15 protein-coding genes and 1 pseudogene are annotated in these 18,603 nt (G+C 58.2%); 6 read left to right on the top strand and 10 right to left on the bottom strand.

All coding sequences use genetic code 11. The features are described 5' to 3' along the window. Positions 1-17: 17 nt before the first annotated feature. The 5 genes and pseudogenes from xseA (at position 18) to H8F21_RS30000 (ending at position 6,452) form a co-directional block, all read left to right on the top strand. Positions 18-1,397 carry an exodeoxyribonuclease VII large subunit gene (gene xseA, locus H8F21_RS12660; RefSeq protein WP_203584444.1) on the top strand — a complete coding sequence of 460 codons (1,380 nt, stop codon included), beginning with the start codon at positions 18-20 and terminating at the stop codon, positions 1,395-1,397. 3 nt (positions 1,398-1,400) lie between these two features. Beyond that, entirely contained in the window at positions 1,401-2,225 is an 825-nt protein-coding gene (locus tag H8F21_RS12665; protein ID WP_203584445.1) for a M23 family metallopeptidase, read from the top strand. Positions 2,226-2,536: 311 nt separating this feature from the next. After that, a complete protein-coding gene (gene leuA / locus H8F21_RS12670; protein ID WP_203476242.1) occupies positions 2,537-4,210 on the top strand; it encodes a 2-isopropylmalate synthase in 1,674 nt (557 codons plus the stop codon). 397 nt (positions 4,211-4,607) lie between these two features. Continuing rightward, positions 4,608-5,588 (top strand): annotated as a pseudogene (locus tag H8F21_RS29995) (nitrate- and nitrite sensing domain-containing protein); the annotation flags it as partial. 156 nt (positions 5,589-5,744) lie between these two features. Further along, entirely contained in the window at positions 5,745-6,452 is a 708-nt protein-coding gene (locus H8F21_RS30000) for a methyl-accepting chemotaxis protein (protein WP_408004445.1), read from the top strand. An 80-nt stretch (positions 6,453-6,532) separates the two neighbouring features. On the opposite strand, the gene H8F21_RS12680 is transcribed toward H8F21_RS30000, so the two are convergent. From H8F21_RS12680 to zwf, 3 genes are read right to left on the bottom strand one after another with little or no spacing between them, the layout of a single operon-like run. Continuing rightward, positions 6,533-7,207, bottom strand: a complete 675-nt coding sequence (locus H8F21_RS12680) for a bifunctional 4-hydroxy-2-oxoglutarate aldolase/2-dehydro-3-deoxy-phosphogluconate aldolase (RefSeq protein WP_203584447.1) — start codon at positions 7,205-7,207, stop codon at positions 6,533-6,535. Between the two features lie 17 nt (positions 7,208-7,224). Continuing rightward, positions 7,225-7,938, bottom strand: a complete 714-nt coding sequence (gene pgl, locus H8F21_RS12685) for a 6-phosphogluconolactonase (RefSeq protein ID WP_203476249.1) — start codon at positions 7,936-7,938, stop codon at positions 7,225-7,227. After that, positions 7,925-9,394 (bottom strand): glucose-6-phosphate dehydrogenase, encoded by a 1,470-nt coding sequence (gene zwf / locus H8F21_RS12690; RefSeq protein WP_203476251.1) that lies wholly within the window; start codon positions 9,392-9,394, stop codon positions 7,925-7,927. The genes pgl and zwf overlap by 14 nt, the downstream gene beginning before the upstream one ends. Before the next feature lie 215 nt (positions 9,395-9,609). On the opposite strand from zwf, the gene hexR reads away from it, so the two are divergent. Next, on the top strand, positions 9,610-10,470 hold the full coding sequence (gene hexR, locus H8F21_RS12695; RefSeq protein WP_176794343.1) for a DNA-binding transcriptional regulator HexR: 861 nt from the start codon (positions 9,610-9,612) through the stop codon (positions 10,468-10,470). Here the strand turns inward: hexR and H8F21_RS12700 are convergent. The 7 genes from H8F21_RS12700 to H8F21_RS12730 all read right to left on the bottom strand — a co-directional run bounded on the left by H8F21_RS12700 (position 10,463) and on the right by H8F21_RS12730 (position 18,601). After that, on the bottom strand, positions 10,463-11,317 hold the full coding sequence (locus H8F21_RS12700) for a D-hexose-6-phosphate mutarotase (RefSeq protein ID WP_203476253.1): 855 nt from the start codon (positions 11,315-11,317) through the stop codon (positions 10,463-10,465). The genes hexR and H8F21_RS12700 overlap by 8 nt on opposite strands. 116 nt (positions 11,318-11,433) lie before the next feature. Further along, a complete protein-coding gene (locus H8F21_RS12705) occupies positions 11,434-12,780 on the bottom strand; it encodes a carbohydrate porin (RefSeq protein ID WP_203584448.1) in 1,347 nt (448 codons plus the stop codon). 54 nt (positions 12,781-12,834) lie between these two features. Further along, positions 12,835-13,992, bottom strand: coding sequence for an ABC transporter ATP-binding protein (locus H8F21_RS12710; RefSeq protein WP_203584449.1), 1,158 nt, complete (start codon positions 13,990-13,992; stop codon positions 12,835-12,837). 6 nt (positions 13,993-13,998) lie between these two features. After that, a complete protein-coding gene (locus H8F21_RS12715) occupies positions 13,999-14,844 on the bottom strand; it encodes a carbohydrate ABC transporter permease (protein WP_203476257.1) in 846 nt (281 codons plus the stop codon). Then, positions 14,837-15,745 (bottom strand): carbohydrate ABC transporter permease, encoded by a 909-nt coding sequence (locus H8F21_RS12720; protein ID WP_203476258.1) that lies wholly within the window; start codon positions 15,743-15,745, stop codon positions 14,837-14,839. Before H8F21_RS12720 ends, H8F21_RS12715 begins: the two co-directional genes overlap by 8 nt. Positions 15,746-15,801: 56 nt before the next feature. After that, positions 15,802-17,064, bottom strand: coding sequence for an ABC transporter substrate-binding protein (locus tag H8F21_RS12725; protein ID WP_203584450.1), 1,263 nt, complete (start codon positions 17,062-17,064; stop codon positions 15,802-15,804). 142 nt (positions 17,065-17,206) lie between these two features. Then, positions 17,207-18,601 carry an ATP-binding protein gene (locus H8F21_RS12730; RefSeq protein WP_328824468.1) on the bottom strand — a complete coding sequence of 465 codons (1,395 nt, stop codon included), beginning with the start codon at positions 18,599-18,601 and terminating at the stop codon, positions 17,207-17,209. Positions 18,602-18,603 lie beyond the last annotated feature (2 nt).

Below are 18,603 nucleotides of genomic sequence, written 5' to 3' on the forward strand. Positions count from 1 at the left end.
CTTTATGATGCTGCCCCATGATCAAAGACCCTTTCGAAAGACTCGGCCTGGACCGCGAAGTCCTCACCGTCAGTCAACTTAACGGCCGCGCCCGAGTGCTGCTCGAAGACGTGTTCCGCAATGTCTGGGTGGAAGGCGAGATATCCAACCTCGCCCGCCCGGCGTCTGGTCACATCTACTTCACCCTCAAGGATAGCGGCGCCCAGGTGCGTTGCGCATTGTTCCGGCAGAACGCCGTGCGGGTTCGCCAGGCCCTGCGCGACGGTTTGGCGGTCAAGGTACGCGGCAAGGTTTCGCTGTTCGAGGGTCGCGGCGACTATCAGCTGATTCTCGACACCGTCGAGCCGGCAGGCGACGGCGCGCTACGCCTGGCATTCGAAGCGCTCAAGGAGAAGCTTGGCGCTGAAGGCCTGTTCAGCGCCGAGAACAAGGTCGCCCTGCCCGCTCATCCGCAGCGTATCGGTATTATCAGTTCGCCGACCGGCGCCGTTATCCGCGACATTATCAGTGTGTTCCGCCGACGTGCCCCACAGGTCGAACTCACCTTGATCCCCACTGCCGTGCAAGGACGCGAGGCCATCAATCAGATCGTTCGCGCCTTGCAGCTGGCTGACGGCCGCGGCTTCGATGCGCTGATCCTGGCCCGTGGTGGTGGTTCGCTGGAGGATCTCTGGTGCTTCAACGAAGAAGCGGTAGCCCGAGCCATCGCCGCCTGTGTGACGCCCATCGTCAGCGCCGTCGGTCATGAGACCGATGTTTCGATCAGTGACTTTGTCGCCGATGTTCGTGCCCCAACACCTTCGGCCGCCGCCGAACTGCTGGCGCCCGACAGCAGTGACTTGCAGCGACGCATCGACAGCCTCAAGCGGCGTCTGCTGCTGCGCATTCAAAGTCGACTGACGCACGACCGCTTGCGCCTGGACAGCTTGACACGTCGCCTGCGCCACCCAGGCGAACGCCTGCGCCAACAAGCCCAGCGCCTGGATGACCTGGACATGCGTCTGCGCCGGGCATTCGAGCAACGCCTCAACCAGCGCCGCGAACGCCTGGCCCGTCTCGACACGCGCCTGACGGCGCAGCATCCCGGGCGCACTCTGGCGTTGCTCAAACAGCGCTTGGACAGCCTCGCCGAACGCTTGCCACGCGCCATGCGCGACACCCTCAAGGACCGGCGCCAACGCCTACAAGCCCACGTGCAAACCCTGCAGGTTGTCAGCCCCCTGGCGACTCTGGGTCGCGGCTATAGCATTCTTCTCGATGAGCGCGGCCAAGCCATCCGCAGTGCCGCGCAGACCCACAACGGCCAGCGCCTGACTGCCCGCCTGGGTGAAGGTGAACTGCAAGTGCGGGTTGAAGACAATCACCTGACCCCGGTCACGCTATCTCTACTGGATTGAGCCATGCCCCGTCTGATTACGCCGCTGTTAATGCTGTGCCTGATGTTCGCCAGCAGTGCCCATGCCAGCTACATCACCCGTCAATTGAACAAACCCGTACCCGGAGGCGTTGCCGTCATCAACCTTGGCCCAGCCGCCCAGGCGCCAAGCGCTCGCTTTGACGGCAAACCCGTACTGGTGGTCAAGGAGCAGAACAACTGGCTGGCCATCGTCGGCTTGCCACTGACCCAAAAACCTGGACCGGCGCAGCTCAGCCAAGGCTCACGAACACTGAGTTTTACCGTGGGTAGCAAAAAATACCCCGAGCAACGCATCACCTTGAAGAACAAACGCCAGGTCAATCCAGACCCCGCCGACCTCAAGCGCATCGATGCCGAGCTTGCCGAACAGCTCAAGGCCTATCGCAGCTTCAGCCCCAACCTGCCGAGCAACCTGATTCTCGACAAACCCGTCATTGGTCCGTTATCGAGCAAGTTCGGCGTGCGTCGATTCTTCAATGGTGAAGAGCGCAACCCCCATGCCGGCCTCGACTTCGCCGTACCTGCCGGCACCCCAATCAAAACCCCGGCCAACGGCAAGGTGATCCTGATCGGCAATTACTTCTTCAATGGCAACACGGTTTTCGTCGACCACGGACAGGGCTTTATCAGCATGTTCTGCCACATGTCCAAGATCGATGTAAAACCCGGCCAGATGCTCAGTCGCGGCGCCGTAGTCGGCAAGGTTGGCTCGACCGGGCGCGCCACTGGCCCGCACATGCACTGGAACGTCAGCCTCAATGATGCACGGGTAGATCCAGCCATCTTCATTGGTGCGTTCCAGCCCTGACAGTGGCTTGCGCCAATTAAAAAGACCGCGCAATAGACGTGGTCTTTTTATTCATAAGCAGCCATAAAATCTCGATACGGTCCGCTTTTTAAGCATTTCTCTCAATTTTTCCTGAAGGCTTGCCATCCTCAATCCCACTGGTTAGGGTTGAAGCCATGAAGAACTTTCAGACCCTCATCCTGCTTCGTCAACATCGCAGCCTCTGCCTGGTCAGTGCACGACTACCAAGCTGAAACGCGTTGCCTCGCCTTTTCATCTCGTTTTCGTTCGGCAGGCCACCTTTCCAGGCCGCACACTCAAGGATTGCTTTCATGACCATGCTCAAAGACCCTTCGAAAAAATACAGTGCCTTCCCTACCGTCAACTTGCCTGACCGTACCTGGCCGTCGAAGACCATCACCCAGGCGCCCATCTGGTGCAGCTCTGACCTGCGTGATGGTAACCAGTCGCTGATCGAGCCGATGGATGCGGCGAAGAAGCTGCGTTTCTGGAAAACCCTGGTCAGCGTTGGCGTGAAAGAAATCGAAGCGTCGTTCCCATCGGCATCGCAAACCGACTTCGACTTCGTCCGCACCCTGATCGAAGATGGCCACATCCCCGACGACACCACCATCCAGGTGCTGACCCAGGCCCGTGAAGACCTTATCGCTCGGACATTCGAATCCCTGCGCGGCGCGAAAAAAGCCATCGTTCACCTGTACAACGCTACCAGCCCATCGTTCCGCCGTATCGTCTTCAACCAGGACAAGCAAGGCGTGAAAGACATTGCGGTGAACGCGGCCAAGCTGTTCGTCAAATATGCTGCCCAGCAGCCGGAAACCCAGTGGACCTTCCAATATTCCCCAGAGACCTTCAGCGCTACCGAACTGGAGTTTGCCAAGGAAGTCTGTGACGCGGTGATCGAGGTGTGGAACCCGACACCAGAGCACAAGGTCATCCTCAACTTGCCAGCGACCGTCGAGGTCTCGACGCCGAACATCTACGCCGACCAGATCGAATGGTTCGGCCGTAACGTCAGCCGCCGTGACAGCGTGCTTATCAGTCTGCACACCCACAACGACCGTGGTACTGGCGTCGCAGCCACCGAGCTTGGCCTGATGGCTGGCGCCGACCGTGTCGAAGGCTGCCTGTTCGGCAACGGCGAGCGCACCGGCAACGTCGACCTGGTAACCCTGGGCTTGAACCTCTACACCCAAGGTGTCGATCCCGAGCTGGATTTCTCCGACATCGACGGCGTACGCAAAGTGGTCGAAGAGTGCAACCAACTCCCGGTTCACCCACGCCACCCGTACGTTGGCGACCTGGTTCACACCGCTTTCTCCGGCTCGCACCAAGACGCCATCCGCAAAGGCTTCTCGCAGCAGAAAGACGATGCCAAGTGGGAAGTACCTTACTTGCCGATCGACCCAGCGGACATCGGCCGTAGCTACGAAGCGGTCATCCGCGTCAACAGCCAGTCGGGCAAAGGCGGCATCACGTACCTGCTCGAACAGGAATACGGCATCAGCTTGCCTCGCCGCATGCAGATCGAATTCAGCCAGGTAGTCCAGGGTGAAACCGACCGCTTGGGCCTGGAAATGACTGCCCAACAGATCTATAGCTTGTTGCACCGCGAATACTTACAAGCCAACTCGCCGTACGCGCTGGTCAGCCACCGCCTGCAGGAAGAGAACGGTAACAGCAATGTCGAGGTGGAAGTGTCCGGTGAAGGCGAGACCACCCTGCACTGGCGCGGCAAAGGCAATGGTGCTCTCGAAGCCCTGGTCGCCGGTCTGCCGGTAGCCGTAGAAATCATGGACTACAACGAGCACGCCATCGGCGCCGGCACCAATGCCAAGGCCGCAGCCTACATCGAGCTGCGTGTCGCCGGGGGTCGCCCAGTACACGGTGTGGGTATCGACGAAAACATCACCACCGCCAGCTTCAAGGCATTGTTCAGCGCGCTGAACCGCTCGCTGAGCCAGCAGGAAGCCAAAGCCGCATAAGCTGACGCTGTTAAACCGCAAAGGCCCGTATCCAAGGATACGGGCCTTTTTTATTAACCAATGTCCACCCACAAACTTATGTCTATAAGTTTTATGCAATTGACATTAATCAATTTTATAAAACTTAACTTATGTTAGCAGTATTATTAATTAACCCTTCAAGTTAGTTAAACCTATCTCCACTTATATTCACTCTAGTAGAATAATGGCTGCGTGCCATCAAACAATAAAAGGACCCGACCGCGCGCTTACTACAGACTGCATATGAGGTTGAATCAGCATGCTCAAGAACGCACCGCTTCGTTTGAAACTATTATTGCTGCTGGTATTACCCGTACTCGGATTCCTGAGCCTGGCGGGGTTGTTCATCACGGACAACTACCGAACGCTCAACGACATGAATACCACTGTCGAAGCCACCCGCACGGTAACACTACTGAGCCAGTTGATTACCACCCTGCAGCGCGAACGCGGCACCAGCGGGGTGTTTCTCGGCAGCCGTGGAACCGCTATGGCCGACCGTCTGGCGTCCATGCGCAGCGAGTCCACTGCGGCCGTTGAAGCGGTGAGCAGCCAGTCCAGCGACCAGGACGCCGGACTTGAGAAAGTACTTGCAGCCCTGCAGCAACTACCTGAAATACGCAGCCAAGTGGACAAACTGAGCATCGACAGCACCGAATCAGGAACACGCTACACGCACATTATCGATCAATTGATCGGCTACACCCAATTATTGGAAAGCGGCGTATCTAATACCCGTGTCATTCATGCGTTGAGCGCGCTTAACCAGTTCATTGAAATGAAAGAGCGGGCCGGCCGTGAGCGCGTAACGCTTGGTCTGGTCTTCCACCAGAACCGTTTTGATGAAACGTTGCTCTCGCGTTTTGCTCGCAACCTGGGAGAGTTCAGCGCATATGCCGACGGGTTTCGACGCAAGGCGCCAACTGCGGCACTGCGCCAATACGACGAAAAAATGCAATCAGCAGCCGCCGTCGAAGTTGCTCGTTTGCAACGCCTGGCATTTGAAGTACCCCTTGGCCAGCCGCTCGGCATAAATCCGGACGTCTGGTTTGAAACAGCCACCCAGCGTATCGATCAGATGAGCGAGGTCGAGCATTCACTGACCCAGGCGGTCGGCACTCTGGCCGAGCAGGCACGCAGCGAGGCAAGCAGGGCTCTGTGGCTGACCATCGGTAGCGCCCTTGTCGCGCTGCTCGCAGTTGCACTGCTGGCCTGGGCGATAATTCGCAGCATCGATGTAGCTGTACGCGATATCAATCAAGCACTGGACAAGCTGGCCCAACGCGACCTGACCGCCAGGACCACTTACCAAAGTGACGATGAGTTCGGCCAGATCGCCAACAACCTCAATCGCATGAGCAAAGAGATCACCCACATTGTCGAGGAAATCAGCAATGCCACCACGCAGGTAGCCACTGCCGCTGAAGAGTCCTCGGCGGTCACGCTGCAAACCAGCCGTAGCGTCGAACAACAACGCCAAAGCACCGAATTGGTCGCTACTGCCATCAACGAAATGAGCGCAACCGTACGCGAAGTGGCTCACAGCACCAGCGATGCGGCGAGTATGTCTCAACAAGTCAATGCCAACGCGGCGCAGGGTCGAATCGAGATTGAGAGCACCATCGAGCTGATTCGTCAGTTGTCGGACCAGGCAGAGCAGACTGCCAGCACCATTGATGACCTCAAGCGCGAAAGCGATGCCATCTCATCGGTGCTTGATGTCATCCGCGGGATTGCCGACCAGACCAACCTGCTGGCCTTGAACGCAGCGATAGAAGCGGCCCGCGCCGGAGATCACGGCCGCGGCTTCGCCGTGGTCGCCTCGGAGGTACGGACCTTGGCACAGCGAACCCAGGAATCAACCGGCAACATCCAGCAGATGATCAGCAATCTGCAAACCGGCTCTGACCGCGCCAGCACCTCGATGCTTGAAACCTTGAGCAAAGCTCAGTCAGGCGCCTGCAACATCGAACGCGCGGGCGAACTGCTCTCAGAAATTGCCGATGGTGTTGCCAGTATCAATGACCGCAACATACAGATTGCTTCTGCCGCAGAAGAACAGAGTGCAGTATCGGAAGACATCAACCGCAATGTGAACGAGATCAACGACCTGGTGATACAGGTGAGTGCGGGTGCGCAGCAGACGGCTGTGACCAGCCAGGAGTTGGCGCGACTGGCGGAGCAGCAGCAAGAACTGGTCAACCGCTTCAAGGTTGCCTAAGTGCTGTAGATACGTCAGGCAAAAAAAAGGGGGCGCCGACCAAGCGCCCCCATAAGCCGTACAGCACACAACGATTCTGTTTAATCCAGCAGCGCCAATGCCTCGGCACTGCAAGCCTGGACGCGCGCCCAGTCGCGGTTCTTGATCCAACCGCTATCGAGCATCCAGGTGCCACCCACGCACATCACATTGGGTAGCGTTATGTAGTTTTTGACATTTCCTGGGTTGACCCCACCGGTTGGGCAGAAACGTACATCGCCAAACGGACCGGCAAACGCCTTGATCGCCGCTACACCGCCGCTGATCTCTGCGGGAAACAGCTTGAAGCGTCGGTAACCCAGGGTGTAACCCATCATGATTTCCGATGGGGTACTGATACCTGGCAATAACGGAATTTCACTTTCCACACCCGCCTGGAGAATGTCCTGGGTAATACCCGGAGTCACCACAAACTGGGCACCGGCCGCCTGGACCGCAGCAAACATATTGCGGTCGAGCACTGTGCCGGCACCCACGCACAGCTCAGGGCGCTGTTCGCTCAGTACCTTGATGGCCTTCAAGCCATGCTCCGAACGCAGGGTTACTTCCAGGGTCTTGATGCCGCCGGCAGCCAAGGCATCAGCCAATGGCAGGATGTCTTCTTCGCGGGCAATGGTGATTACCGGCAGAATGCGCGCCTGGGTGCATATCTGATCGATCCGGGCAATCTTGTCGGTCATCGAAATTCCCGGCTGTTTCAGTTCATGCGTGGTCATAACGGCGGATCCTTGGTTCATGGGCACCAGTAAATATCCAGAGGGTCTTGAAGAAAAGCGCGAATCGGCATTTCGGCAATGTCTGCGCCCTGCAAGGCGGCGCGCAGGGTAGCGAGTTTGCCCGGACCTTGCACGGACAAGGCAGTGAACTGAGCGCTGGCCAGCAACGCACGGGTCATGCTCAGGCGTTGATGAGGAACACTTGGCGCCAGCATCGGCAGGCAACGGCGACTGCTTTGCGGGTCAAGGCCCTCGGCCAGATTCGGACTGTTGGGGAACAGTGAAGCGGTATGCCCGTCATCACCCATCCCCAGTACCAGCACATCGATCCCGGGCAGCTCGGCCAGGGCCTTGTCAGCGTCCAACGCTGCGGCCTCAAGGTTGCCAGCGGCGCGGTATAAGTTGAGGAAGCGCGCCTTGGCAGCCTTGCCGGTCAATAAGTGACGTTTAAGCAGACCCGCATTGCTGTCGGCATGCTCGACCGGCACCCAGCGCTCGTCGGCCAAAGTCACCAGCACTTTCGACCAGTCCAGCGGCTGCTGGATGAGCGCCGAAAAAAACGCCACCGGGCTACGCCCCCCGGACACCACCAACGTAGCCTGGCCGTTAGCCGCTATCGCCGCATTCAAGCGCCCCGCTACATCCTTGGCCAACCCTTCGGCCAATTGTGCAGCGTTATTGAAGTCATGCGCCGTCACGCCCTCAGGCAGTTGCAATTCAGATATCGCCATACCAAGACCTCCCATCACGGGTAATCAATGCAATCGAACTCATCGGCCCCCAGGAGCCCGCGGCATAGGGTTTGGGCGCTTCACCGCTGCGCTTCCAACCAGCGATAAGCTGATCACACCATTTCCATGCGTATTCGATTTCATCTTTACGAACAAACAGGTTCTGATTGCCACGCATCACTTCCAGCAACAAGCGCTCGTAGGCATCAGGGATCCTGGCGCTACGCCAGGTGTCGGAAAAATTCAGCTGCAACGGGCCACTGCGCAGTTGCATACCCTTGTCCAGCCCCTGCTCCTTGGTCATCACCCGCAGCGAAATACCTTCGTCCGGCTGCAAGCGAATGATCAGTTTGTTCCCGATCTGCAAGCGCTGTTCCGGGGCAAAGATGTAGTGCGGTGTTTCTTTGAAATGAATAACGATTTGCGAGAGTTTTTGCGGCATACGCTTGCCGGTGCGCAGGTAGAAAGGCACGCCGGCCCACCGCCAGTTTCGAATATCCGCGCGCAAGGCGACGAAGGTTTCAGTATCGCTCTGGGCGTTGGCGTTATCTTCCTCCAGATAACCGGGCACAGACCTACCTTCGCTGTAGCCCGCAATGTACTGACCACGCACCACATGTGTGCTCAGACCTTCACCGGTGATCGGTGCCAGGGCCTTGAGCACCTTGACCTTCTCGTTGCGGATGCTGTCGGCAGAAAGATCGCTGGGCGGGTCCATGGCGATCAGGCACAGCAGCTGCAGCAAGTGATTCTGGATCATGTCGCGCAACTGCCCGGCCTTGTCGAAATAGCCCCAGCGCCCCTCGATTCCAACTTTTTCCGCCACGGTAATTTCAACATGGGAAATCGAGTTCTGATTCCACTGGGTTTCAAACAGGCTGTTGGCAAACCGAAGGGCAATGAGGTTTTGAACGGTTTCCTTGCCCAGGTAATGGTCGATACGGTAGACGCGGTCCTCCGGGAAGTACTGGGCCACCGCGTCATTCACCCGGCGTGAAGAGTCCAGGTCATGGCCGATGGGCTTTTCCAGCACAACGCGAGTGCGCGCGCTGAGCCCGGCTTTGTCGAGGTTCTCGCAGATGGCGCCATAAACCGCCGCCGGCGTCGCGAAGTAAGCAATTAGCTGGGTATCATCACCAATCTGACTGGCCAGTGCGTGATAGTCCTCAGCCTTGAAAAAGTCCACATGCACGTAGCTCAAGCGCGCCAGGAAACGCTGCAACACCAGTGTTTCGACCTGATTTTGCGGGACGAACTCTCGCAGATGCCTCTCGATTGTTGCCAGGTGCTCATCAACGCTGCCCGACTCGCGGGCAAGCGCCAGCACGCGGGTTTCAGCGTGCAGTAAATCGGCGCGATCAAGCTGATAAAGCGCCGGAAACAGCTTGCGCAAAGCCAGATCGCCAAGGGCGCCAAACAGGGCAAAGGTGCAAGGTTCAACGCTGATCGATGCCATGACATGTTGGTTCTTTTATCAAGTTGACGTAGAAATACCGGTTTCAATCCGAGTTTTCAAGGAATAATGTAGTAAAAACCACAACATTTTGTTCAACAAATAGATTCGAGTGGTGTGCCATCCATGCCATCAGTACGATAGGCCACCGCTTCAAAAGCCCGCAGCTCAAAGCGCGGGCCGCCTCATCGACCCAAGGACACATACCCATGGACCGCGTGCGAAACCTCTTGGAGCAGATCCAGGGCCGCCTCGAAGAACTGAACAAGGCTGAGCGCAAAGTCGCCGAAGTCATTCTGCTCAATCCTCAACAAGCCACTCGATTCAGCATTGCTGCCCTTGCCCAGGCGGCCAAGGTCAGCGAGCCGACCGTAAACCGCTTTTGCCGCTCGTTCGGCGTCAGTGGCTACCCCGAGCTCAAACTGCAACTGGCCCAAAGCCTGGCCAGCGGCGCCGCCTACGTCAGCCGAGCGGTTGAAGCCGATGATGATCCGGCCTCCTACACTCAGAAAATCTTCGGCAGTGCCATCGCCTCGTTGGACAGCGCCTGCCAGCAACTCGATCCACAGTTGGTCAGCCGCGCCGTCGATATGCTGATCCAGGCGCGGCAGATCCATTTCTTCGGCCTCGGTGCTTCCGCTCCGGTGGCACTGGACGCTCAACACAAGTTTTTCCGCTTCAACCTGGCTGTGTCGGCCCACGCCGATGTGTTGATGCAACGTATGCTGGCCTCGGTGGCTCACACTGGCGAACTGTTCGTGATCATCTCCTATACCGGACGCACCCGCGAGCTTGTCGAGGTGGCACGCCTGGCCCGGGAAAACGGCGCCTCGGTACTCGGCTTGACCGCTGCCGACTCCCCCCTGGCCAAAGCCAGCAGCCTGAGCCTGAACATACCGCTGCCAGAAGACACCGATATTTACATGCCGATGACCTCACGCATCATCCAACTGACTGTACTCGACGTTCTGGCCACCGGCATGACATTGCGTCGGGGCGTGGACTTCCAGCCGCACCTACGCAAAATCAAGGAAAGCCTCAACGCCAGCCGCTACCCGATCGACGACGAACTCAACTGAACAATTGTGCCTGCAAGCGCAGGTGAGCCTGTTCACCCGGTGCAAGGCTAAGGCTGTCGCTGCTGCCACTGGCGGCCTCGACGCAAACGAAGCCCAGGGTTTCACTGCTGCTGACGCCCAGTAGGGGACGATTGCCCGGATGCCAGACTATTGTGTCTTCACTGTCGCCGGTATCGATACTCAACTGCCGCTGCCAGGCCGAATCGTGCAACTGTACATTCGCCGCATGAGGAAACACGCGCTGACAACCGCCATGGACCTTCAAGGCGCCTTTCTGGCGGCAAGCCTGACGGTTCAACCGGTCGTACCCTTCAATGTTTTCAAGTCCAGATAGCGCTATCTCAGCAACGTCACTAATACGCCAGTAAGCCAGCAGAGCATGACTCAACTGACAGGGCTGGCTGTCCTGATGCGACGTACTCAGTTGCAACTCCATACGGCTGCCTAACCTGGCCAACAGGTCGACCTGCCAGTCGCACAGTTGCAAACGCCACTTGAGCGTCACGCCGTCTTCATCCTCGCGGCTGTCGATCAACTTCCAATCGAGCAGGCGCGCCCAACCATGTGCTGGCCACATATCTTCGCTGGGATGACGACCGTACCAGGGCCAGCACACCGGCACACCACCGCGAATGGCTCCCACCTGCGGCCATTGCGCCGCACACCATAGCCACGGGCGTTCGCCAGTGGGCTGGAAGTGCAACAACTGCGCGCCCTGACGGCTGAACGCAGCCTGGCACTGGGGGTGATCGATGATCAGCACATCGCGCTGTTGATAACGCTCCCACTCAAAGGTCGGCCTCGGCCTCTGTGAGGTGAAGAAGCGCTGTAGCGGGTGCTCGGGCATGTCTGGAACTCTTGTTGTTAGTAAGGGCCGGATCGCGGGGCCAGCCCGCCCCCACAACGCATTGAGTGGGAGCGGGCTTGTCCCGCGATCAGCTCGTAAATTTACAACATATTCCTTCAGAACGACGACTGAATCTTCAAGCCGGCGACCAGCGCGTTATCCACTTCGTCCACCCCGCCTGGACGCTTGATGTACTGCAAGTTGGGGCGCACGGTCAGCCAGTTGGTTACATGAACGCCGTAATACAGCTCGGCGTTGTACTCGGTCTTCTGAATAGGCACAAAGTTCGGATTGTCGTAATCGCTGATACCGCTCTGTTGGTTGAGCAATTTGGCGCGGTCTTTGACGTCGTCATTGACGTGAATCCGCGCCACACCAAAACCGATGTCATCCTTGGGGCGTGCGTCGAACGGGCCTTTGTAGACCATGCCAAGCTGTTGGTAGTTATCGACAACGTTGGTGGCCTTGTCATGCACGGTGAAGTTGGCAAACAGGCTCAAGCCACGACTGGCATCACCGTTATGAGCGGTTACCTGCTGTTGCGCCACTACCCACCAGCCATGCTTGCTGGAGTGCGATTTGAAGTCATTGCCGGTAACCGCCTGGGGCTGGCCGTTGACATCATCGAAGACATCGTCCGCCTTGGCCGTGCTGTAGTAATAACCCAAACGATATTCGCCCGGCAGCTCGTTGACCTTCGGCGACCAGACCAGCTCCACCGGCAGGATCATACCCTTGGTGCCGCTGCCGCTGAGCTTGAAGCCATTACCGGTTTCAAGATTGGAAGGGTTCTGCTCGTATACCCCGACCTGAGCAAAAAACTCCGGAGTGAGGTTGTATTTCACCCGCATTGCCCACTGGCTGACGGGCCAGTTGTACCAGATGCCGCCGACCCAGTTGCCGACCTGCGAACCGCAGAACGCCAGGTTCTGGAAGTCGCAAGGGAAGCTATTGAAGTCCTCGCCCTCACCGAAACGGCCGGCTTTTATATCCAGGGCGCCATCGAAATACTTTTGTTTGACCCACATCTGCGTCAGGCGCCAGGTCTGACCGCGCCCCCATACCTCCTGCACCGAACTGAACTGCCCAGCCCGTGGGTCGCTGATGCGATCATTGGACAGGTTGCGCCCACTGCGCTCGGTAATTGCCAGCTTGAACTCGGCATCGTGCCAGCCGAGGATTTTCTCCAGATCCAGGTGCGCCCCCAAGGCAAACTGATCACTGTAGCGGGCCGTCTTATCGTCGTTGTAGCCACCGTTGAGGTTACCCGCCACCTCACCCACGTAGTCCAGGGTAAAGTCGTAGCCCTGCTCAAGCAGTTCGGTACGCGTACCGCCCCAATCGCCGCTCATCCATTTCGATTCGGAGGCAAAGGCACCTGCCGCCTGCGCCGCACCGCTGACCCCAAGGGCAGCCAGCAGGGTCAACGAACCCAACGGCGTGATGCGTTTGAAGTAATCCATCCTTTGTTTCCTCATTTTATTGTTCTTGATGGGTTCATACGGCTTACAACGAATTCAACGGCCCTTGAATTGCGCTACGTTGTCTTTGGTCACGCTTGGCGGCGCAACGTTCACACCAAGGCGTTCGCCGCTGACAGCATCGAACAACAGCACCCGTGCAGGATCGAACTGGAGCTTGAGCGTGTCGCCAACCCGCACCGACACATCCGGTGCCAATCGACAGCAAACCTTGGTCTGGTTGAGGGTGACGAAGGCCAACAGGTCGGGGCCGGTGGGTTCGGTAATCTGCACCTCGGCGTGAATACTCGGCAAACCATTTCCCTGCGCAGGTGCCAGGCTGATCTGCTCGGGACGAATGCCAAGAATCACTTCACGCTGATCAAGACTCGCATCACTGATACCCAACGGTAGCTCGCAGCGGGCCTGACCACTGTCGAGCGTTGCCTGCAAGCGGCCATCCTTGTGCTGCAAACCTACACGCACGAAGTTCATCGGTGGCGAACCAATGAAGCTGGCCACAAACAGATTGGCCGGATCGCTATAGATCTGTTGCGGGGTGCCGAATTGCTGAATCAAGCCATCCTTCATCACCGCCACTTTGTCCCCCAGGGTCATTGCCTCGATCTGATCGTGGGTGACGTATACCGTGGTCGTCTTGAGGCGCTGATGCATCAGCTTGATCTCGGTGCGCATCTCCACCCGCAACTTGGCGTCGAGGTTGGACAACGGCTCGTCGAACAGATAAATCTTCGGCCGCCGGGCCAACGCCCTTCCCATGGCCACGCGCTGCTGCTGCCCCCCGGAGAGCTGGCCCGGCTTGCGTGTCAGCAGGTGCTCGATCTGCAGCAATTTGGCCACCCGAGCGACCTCGTCATCGATGGCAGCCGCAGGCATCTTGCGCATCTTCAGGCCGAAAGCGATGTTGTCGCGCACGCTCATGGTCGGGTACAGCGCATAGGACTGAAAGACCATGGCGATATCGCGATCCTTGGGACTCACCCCGCTGATATCGGTATTGTCGAGCAGAATCGCGCCACCACTGATCTGCTCAAGACCGGCAATACAGTTCATGAGGGTCGACTTGCCGCACCCGGAAGGCCCGACCAGAATCAGGAACTCCCCGGAATCGATCGACAGGTCGATATGCTTGAGGGTATCCGGCAAACCACTGCCGTAGGTCTTGTTGACGTTGCGCAGTTCCATCGTTGCCATAGTGATTTACCCCTTGACCGCGCCGGCCGTGAGCCCGCGCAGAAAATACTTGCCAGCCAGCACATAGACCAACAGGGTCGGTAACCCGGCGATCATCGCCGCCGCCATGTCGACGTTATATTCCTTGGCCCCGGTGCTGGTGTTGACCAGGTTGTTCAGGGCTACAGTGATCGGTTGCGCATCGCCGCTGGCGAACACCACACCGAAAAGAAAGTCGTTCCAGATCTGGGTGAACTGCCAGATCAGGCAGACCATGATGATCGGCACCGACATCGGCAACAGAATGCGTCCGAAGATGGTGAAGAAGCCTGCCCCGTCCAACCGTGCTGCGTGCACCAGGGCACCTGGCACACTGCAGTAGTAGTTGCGGAAAAACAGCGTGGTGAACGCCAGGCCGTAGACGATGTGCACCAATACAAGACCTGTGGTGGTACTGGCCAGGCCAAGTTTGCCGAGCGTAAAGGATGCAGGCAGCAATACCGTCTGGAATGGCAGGAAACAGCCGAACAGCAACAGGCCGAAGAACAATTGCGATCCGCGAAAGCGCCACATCGACAGGACATAGCCGTTGAGCGCGCCAAGCAAGGTCGAGATCAACACCGCCGGAACGGTGATTTTTACCGAGTTCCAGAAGTATCCGCCTACGGCGTCCCAGGCCGTGACCCAACCGATCCCGGTGACTACCTCGGGCCAGCTCAACAAGTTACCGGTACGGATGTCATCCACTGATTTGAAACTGGTCAACAGCATGACGATCAATGGAATCAGGTAAAGCAGGCAAGCCAGCAACAGTGTCGAGTAGATGGCTATACGGCTGAAGCTGAAGGTTCGCGGTGCCAGGGCTCTAGTCATGGCGCTTGTTCCTCAGTTCCGAATACAGGTAGGGCACCAGAATCGACAGAATCGCGCCCAGCATCAGCATCGCACTGGCCGAGCCCATCCCCATCTGCCCGCGACTGAAGGTGAAGGAATACATGAACATTGCCGGCAGGTCCGAGGAGTACCCAGGACCGCCTGCGGTCATCGCGGCGACCAGGTCGAAACTCTTTATAGCGATATGCGCAAGAATCATCACCGCACTGAAGAACACTGGACGCAGGCTCGGCAGCACGATGCGCAGGTAGATACTGGGCAGGCTGGCGCCATCGACCTGAGCTGCGCGAATGATTGACGGGTCGACGCCGCGAAGCCCGGCCAGAAACAGCGCCATGACAAAACCCGAGGCCTGCCACACTGCTGCGATTACCAGGCAATAGACAACCCGGTCCGGGTCGACCAGCCAGTCCAGGCGAAAGCCTTCCCAGCCCCAATCACGCAGCATCTTGTCCAGGCCAAGGCCTGGGTTGAGCAGCCACTTCCAGGCTGTACCGGTAACGATCATCGACAGCGCCATGGGGTACAAGTAAACCGTACGGATAAAGCCTTCACGGCGAATGCGCTGGTCCAGCAACACCGCCAACAGCACGCCGATCGCCAGGCTGATAGCGATGAACATACCGCCAAATAACATCAGGTTCTTGCTTGCCACCCACCAACGATCGTTCTCCATCAGTCGGGCGTACTGCGCCAGGCCAACCCACTTGTAGCTGGGCATGAAACTGGAATTGGTAAAGGACAGAATGAAGGTCCAGAGGATGTAGCCGTAGAAGCCCACCAGGACAATCAGCATGCTTGGCGCCAGCACCAGCTTGGGCAGCCAGCGCTGCAAGGCGTCGACAGGCGAAGCCTTGTTGAATGTGGCAACAGTGCTCATCAGAGATTCTCGAGTGAGGTGGGATCAACGCGGGGCAAGCCCGCTCCCGCAGGTATTCACTTGGCCGACTTGATTGCCGAGTTAAGCTGCTTGACCGCCGTTGCGGGGTCCGCTTTCGGGTCGTTGAGGAAGTTGGTCACCACGTCGAATATTGCCCCCTGCACCGCCAGGGTCGTCGCCATGTTGTGGGCCATGCTCGGTTGCAGGCCATCGCCTTTTTCGGCTTCCTTGAAGTCCACCGCAGACTTCTGCGTGCAAGCGTCGAACTGGCTCATGTCCATGTCCTGGCGTACCGGCAGCGAACCTTTGTTCTGGTTGAACACAGTCTGGAATTGCGGTTCAAGAGCGACTTTTGCCAAGTCGTTCTGGGCCTTGATGTCGTTTTCGTTCTTGAGCTTGAACATTGCCAGAGAGTCGATGTTATAGGCGAAGCTGCCCTGGGTGCCCGGGAAGGCCACACACTGGTAGTTCTTGCCGGCGACTTTGCCGGCGGCGGTCCATTCGCTTTTCGCCCAGTCACCCATGATCTGCATGCCAGCCTTGCCGTTGATGACTTCGGCAGCGGCGATGTTCCAGTCACGGCCGGCGCGATTGGGATCCATGTAGGTGCCCAGGCGCTGCAGGGTCTTGAACACCTCGATCATCTGCGTTCCGGTAAGGGTGTCTTGATCAAGTTCGACGAACGCCGCGCGATAACCCTTGGGACCGAGGATGCTCAAGGCAAGGTCCTCGAACACGGTGCTGTCCTGCCAGGGCTGGCCACCATGGGCCAAGGGGATAAAACCGGCTGCCTTGAGCTTATCGGCAGCAGCAAAGAGCTCATCGAGCGTGGTCGGAACCTTTGCCTCGGCCTTGGCGAAAACCTGCGGATTGATCCACAGCCAGTTGACCCGATGAATGTTCACCGGTACTGCCACGAAGTGGCCGTCGTACTTCATGATCTGCGCGACTTTCTGCGGCAACAGGGCATCCCAATTGTTGGCCTTGGCGACATCGTCGAGCTCGGTAAGCAGACCCAGCGCGCCCCACTCCTGGATGTCCGGTCCCTTGATCTGTGCAGCCGCTGGCGGGTTACCGGAAATGGCCCGGGTTTTGAGCACAGTCATGGCGGCTGCTCCGCCGCCACCGGCGACGGCGTTGTCCTTCCAGGTAAAGCCGTCTTTTTCCACCTGGGCCTTGAGGGTTTCAACGGCCTTGGCTTCACCACCGGAAGTCCACCAGTGCAGCACCTCTACGGTACCGTTGTCAGCAGCCATGGCGTTGAAGGGCAACAAGGAGGCAAGAGAAACGACAGCGGCGAGGCGATTGATCGCATTCATGGGCAAAACCTTTTCTTGTTGTTATGCAGGTGCAAGTCTGGGTGCTTGCGCTTGCCTGGAGTCTAACCAGACCCTAGCGCGGCAGAAGTAACGAAGGGATGCGTGAATGTCACCAGTTGGTGACATTGAGCAGAAAGACGCCTCAGTCGCTGTAACGAGGCAGGCTCAAGGTCACGCGCAAGCCACCGCCACGCAAATTTCGCAGGCTCACTTCCCCACCGTGGCTGTGCGCGATGTTGCGCGCGATTCCCAGGCCCAGACCATACCCTTGCTGTTGCCCGGCGAGGCGAAAATGAGGTTCGAACACCTGTTCCTGACTGTGTTCAGGCACACCAGGCCCTTCATCGTCTACCTGCAGGACAAACCCCGTCTCACTGTCGAGCACGCGCAGGTGCGCGCGCTCACCATATTTCAAGGCGTTGTCGATCAGGTTGCCCATGCACCGACGCAACGCCAGCGGCTTGCCCGGATAGAGCGCAAGCGCTCTCCCCTCTACCGTGACCCGCCCACTGACCAGATAAGGCTCGACCAGGCAATCGAGCACCTGATTGAGGTCGATAAGCTCGATGTTCTCGTGAATATCAGTGTCTTTGACACACTGCAGCGCACCTTTGACCAGCATCTCCAACTCATCGAGGTCACGACTGAACTTGATTTGCTGCTGTGGATCCTCAAGCAACTCCACGCGCAAGCGCAAACGAGTAATCGGGGTGCGCAGGTCATGCGAGATTGCACTGAACAACTGACTGCGCTCGGTCAGATAACGGCTGATACGCTCACGCATGGCATTGAACGCCCGGCCGACCTCGACCACCTCACTTGCGCCACCCTCCACCACCGGCTGCACATCGGCGCCCAGCGACATCTCTCGGGCCGCTCGCGCCAGGCGCTTGAGTGGTCGGCTCTGCCAATGCACCAGCAAGCCAATGAACAGCAGCAGAAAGAAGCTGGTCAGGCCGATGAACCACACCTGTTGGCGCGGCAAACCTTCATCTTCAAGACTGGTATAGGGCTGGGGCATCAGTGAGGCGATATACAGCCACTCGCCTTCGCCAAGCCGAATCTGAGTGACCAGTATCGGGGGATCTACCGGCTCCAGGGTCAGCGCATAATGTGCCCAGGAACGCGGTAATTCATCGAGTTTCAGGCCGCTGTTGAAAATACGCAGATCCCGAGGGCTTACAAACTCGAGGGAGATGTCTACCTGCTCGCCCAGGCGCTGACGCAGTACCTCACCCACCGCTGTGATCACCGCGCGCTTGCGCGGGGTCTCGGGCAACACGTGCATGTCCAGCGGCTTGTCGTTGAGAGAAACAACGAAGCGGGTGCCGCCCATGCTGCGCAACTGATCGAGCACCATGGGCCGGTAGGCCAGCGGTAACGAGCGAAAGTAACTGACGCTGGCACTCATCGAATGCGCCAGGCTGCGTGCGCTGGCAACCAGCCCTTGCAACTGGCTGGCACGCAGTTGTGACAGCCAGATCAAGCTCGACAACCCCTGGGCCAATAGCACCACCAGCAGGGTCAATAGCAGCATGC

Source organism: Pseudomonas arcuscaelestis, from assembly GCF_016881005.1.
Lineage (GTDB): Bacteria > Pseudomonadota > Gammaproteobacteria > Pseudomonadales > Pseudomonadaceae > Aquipseudomonas > Aquipseudomonas arcuscaelestis.

Excerpts from the sequence above, each read along its gene's own strand:
- H8F21_RS12700 (WP_203476253.1), bottom strand. The coding sequence starts at position 11,317 with ATGCCCGAGCACCCGCTACAGCGCTTCTTCACCTCACAGAGGCCGAGG.
- zwf (WP_203476251.1), bottom strand. The coding sequence starts at position 9,394 with ATGGCATCGATCAGCGTTGAACCTTGCACCTTTGCCCTGTTTGGCGCC.
- pgl (WP_203476249.1), bottom strand. The coding sequence starts at position 7,938 with ATGGCGATATCTGAATTGCAACTGCCTGAGGGCGTGACGGCGCATGAC.
- H8F21_RS12710 (WP_203584449.1), bottom strand. The coding sequence starts at position 13,992 with ATGGCAACGATGGAACTGCGCAACGTCAACAAGACCTACGGCAGTGGT.
- H8F21_RS12715 (WP_203476257.1), bottom strand. The coding sequence starts at position 14,844 with ATGACTAGAGCCCTGGCACCGCGAACCTTCAGCTTCAGCCGTATAGCC.
- H8F21_RS12730 (WP_328824468.1), bottom strand. The coding sequence starts at position 18,601 with ATGCTGCTATTGACCCTGCTGGTGGTGCTATTGGCCCAGGGGTTGTCG.
- H8F21_RS12705 (WP_203584448.1), bottom strand. The coding sequence starts at position 12,780 with ATGGATTACTTCAAACGCATCACGCCGTTGGGTTCGTTGACCCTGCTG.
- leuA (WP_203476242.1), top strand. The coding sequence starts at position 2,537 with ATGACCATGCTCAAAGACCCTTCGAAAAAATACAGTGCCTTCCCTACC.
- xseA (WP_203584444.1), top strand. The coding sequence starts at position 18 with ATGATCAAAGACCCTTTCGAAAGACTCGGCCTGGACCGCGAAGTCCTC.
- H8F21_RS30000 (WP_408004445.1), top strand. The coding sequence starts at position 5,745 with ATGAGCGCAACCGTACGCGAAGTGGCTCACAGCACCAGCGATGCGGCG.
- H8F21_RS12665 (WP_203584445.1), top strand. The coding sequence starts at position 1,401 with ATGCCCCGTCTGATTACGCCGCTGTTAATGCTGTGCCTGATGTTCGCC.
- H8F21_RS12725 (WP_203584450.1), bottom strand. The coding sequence starts at position 17,064 with ATGAATGCGATCAATCGCCTCGCCGCTGTCGTTTCTCTTGCCTCCTTG.
- H8F21_RS12720 (WP_203476258.1), bottom strand. The coding sequence starts at position 15,745 with ATGAGCACTGTTGCCACATTCAACAAGGCTTCGCCTGTCGACGCCTTG.
- H8F21_RS12680 (WP_203584447.1), bottom strand. The coding sequence starts at position 7,207 with ATGACCACGCATGAACTGAAACAGCCGGGAATTTCGATGACCGACAAG.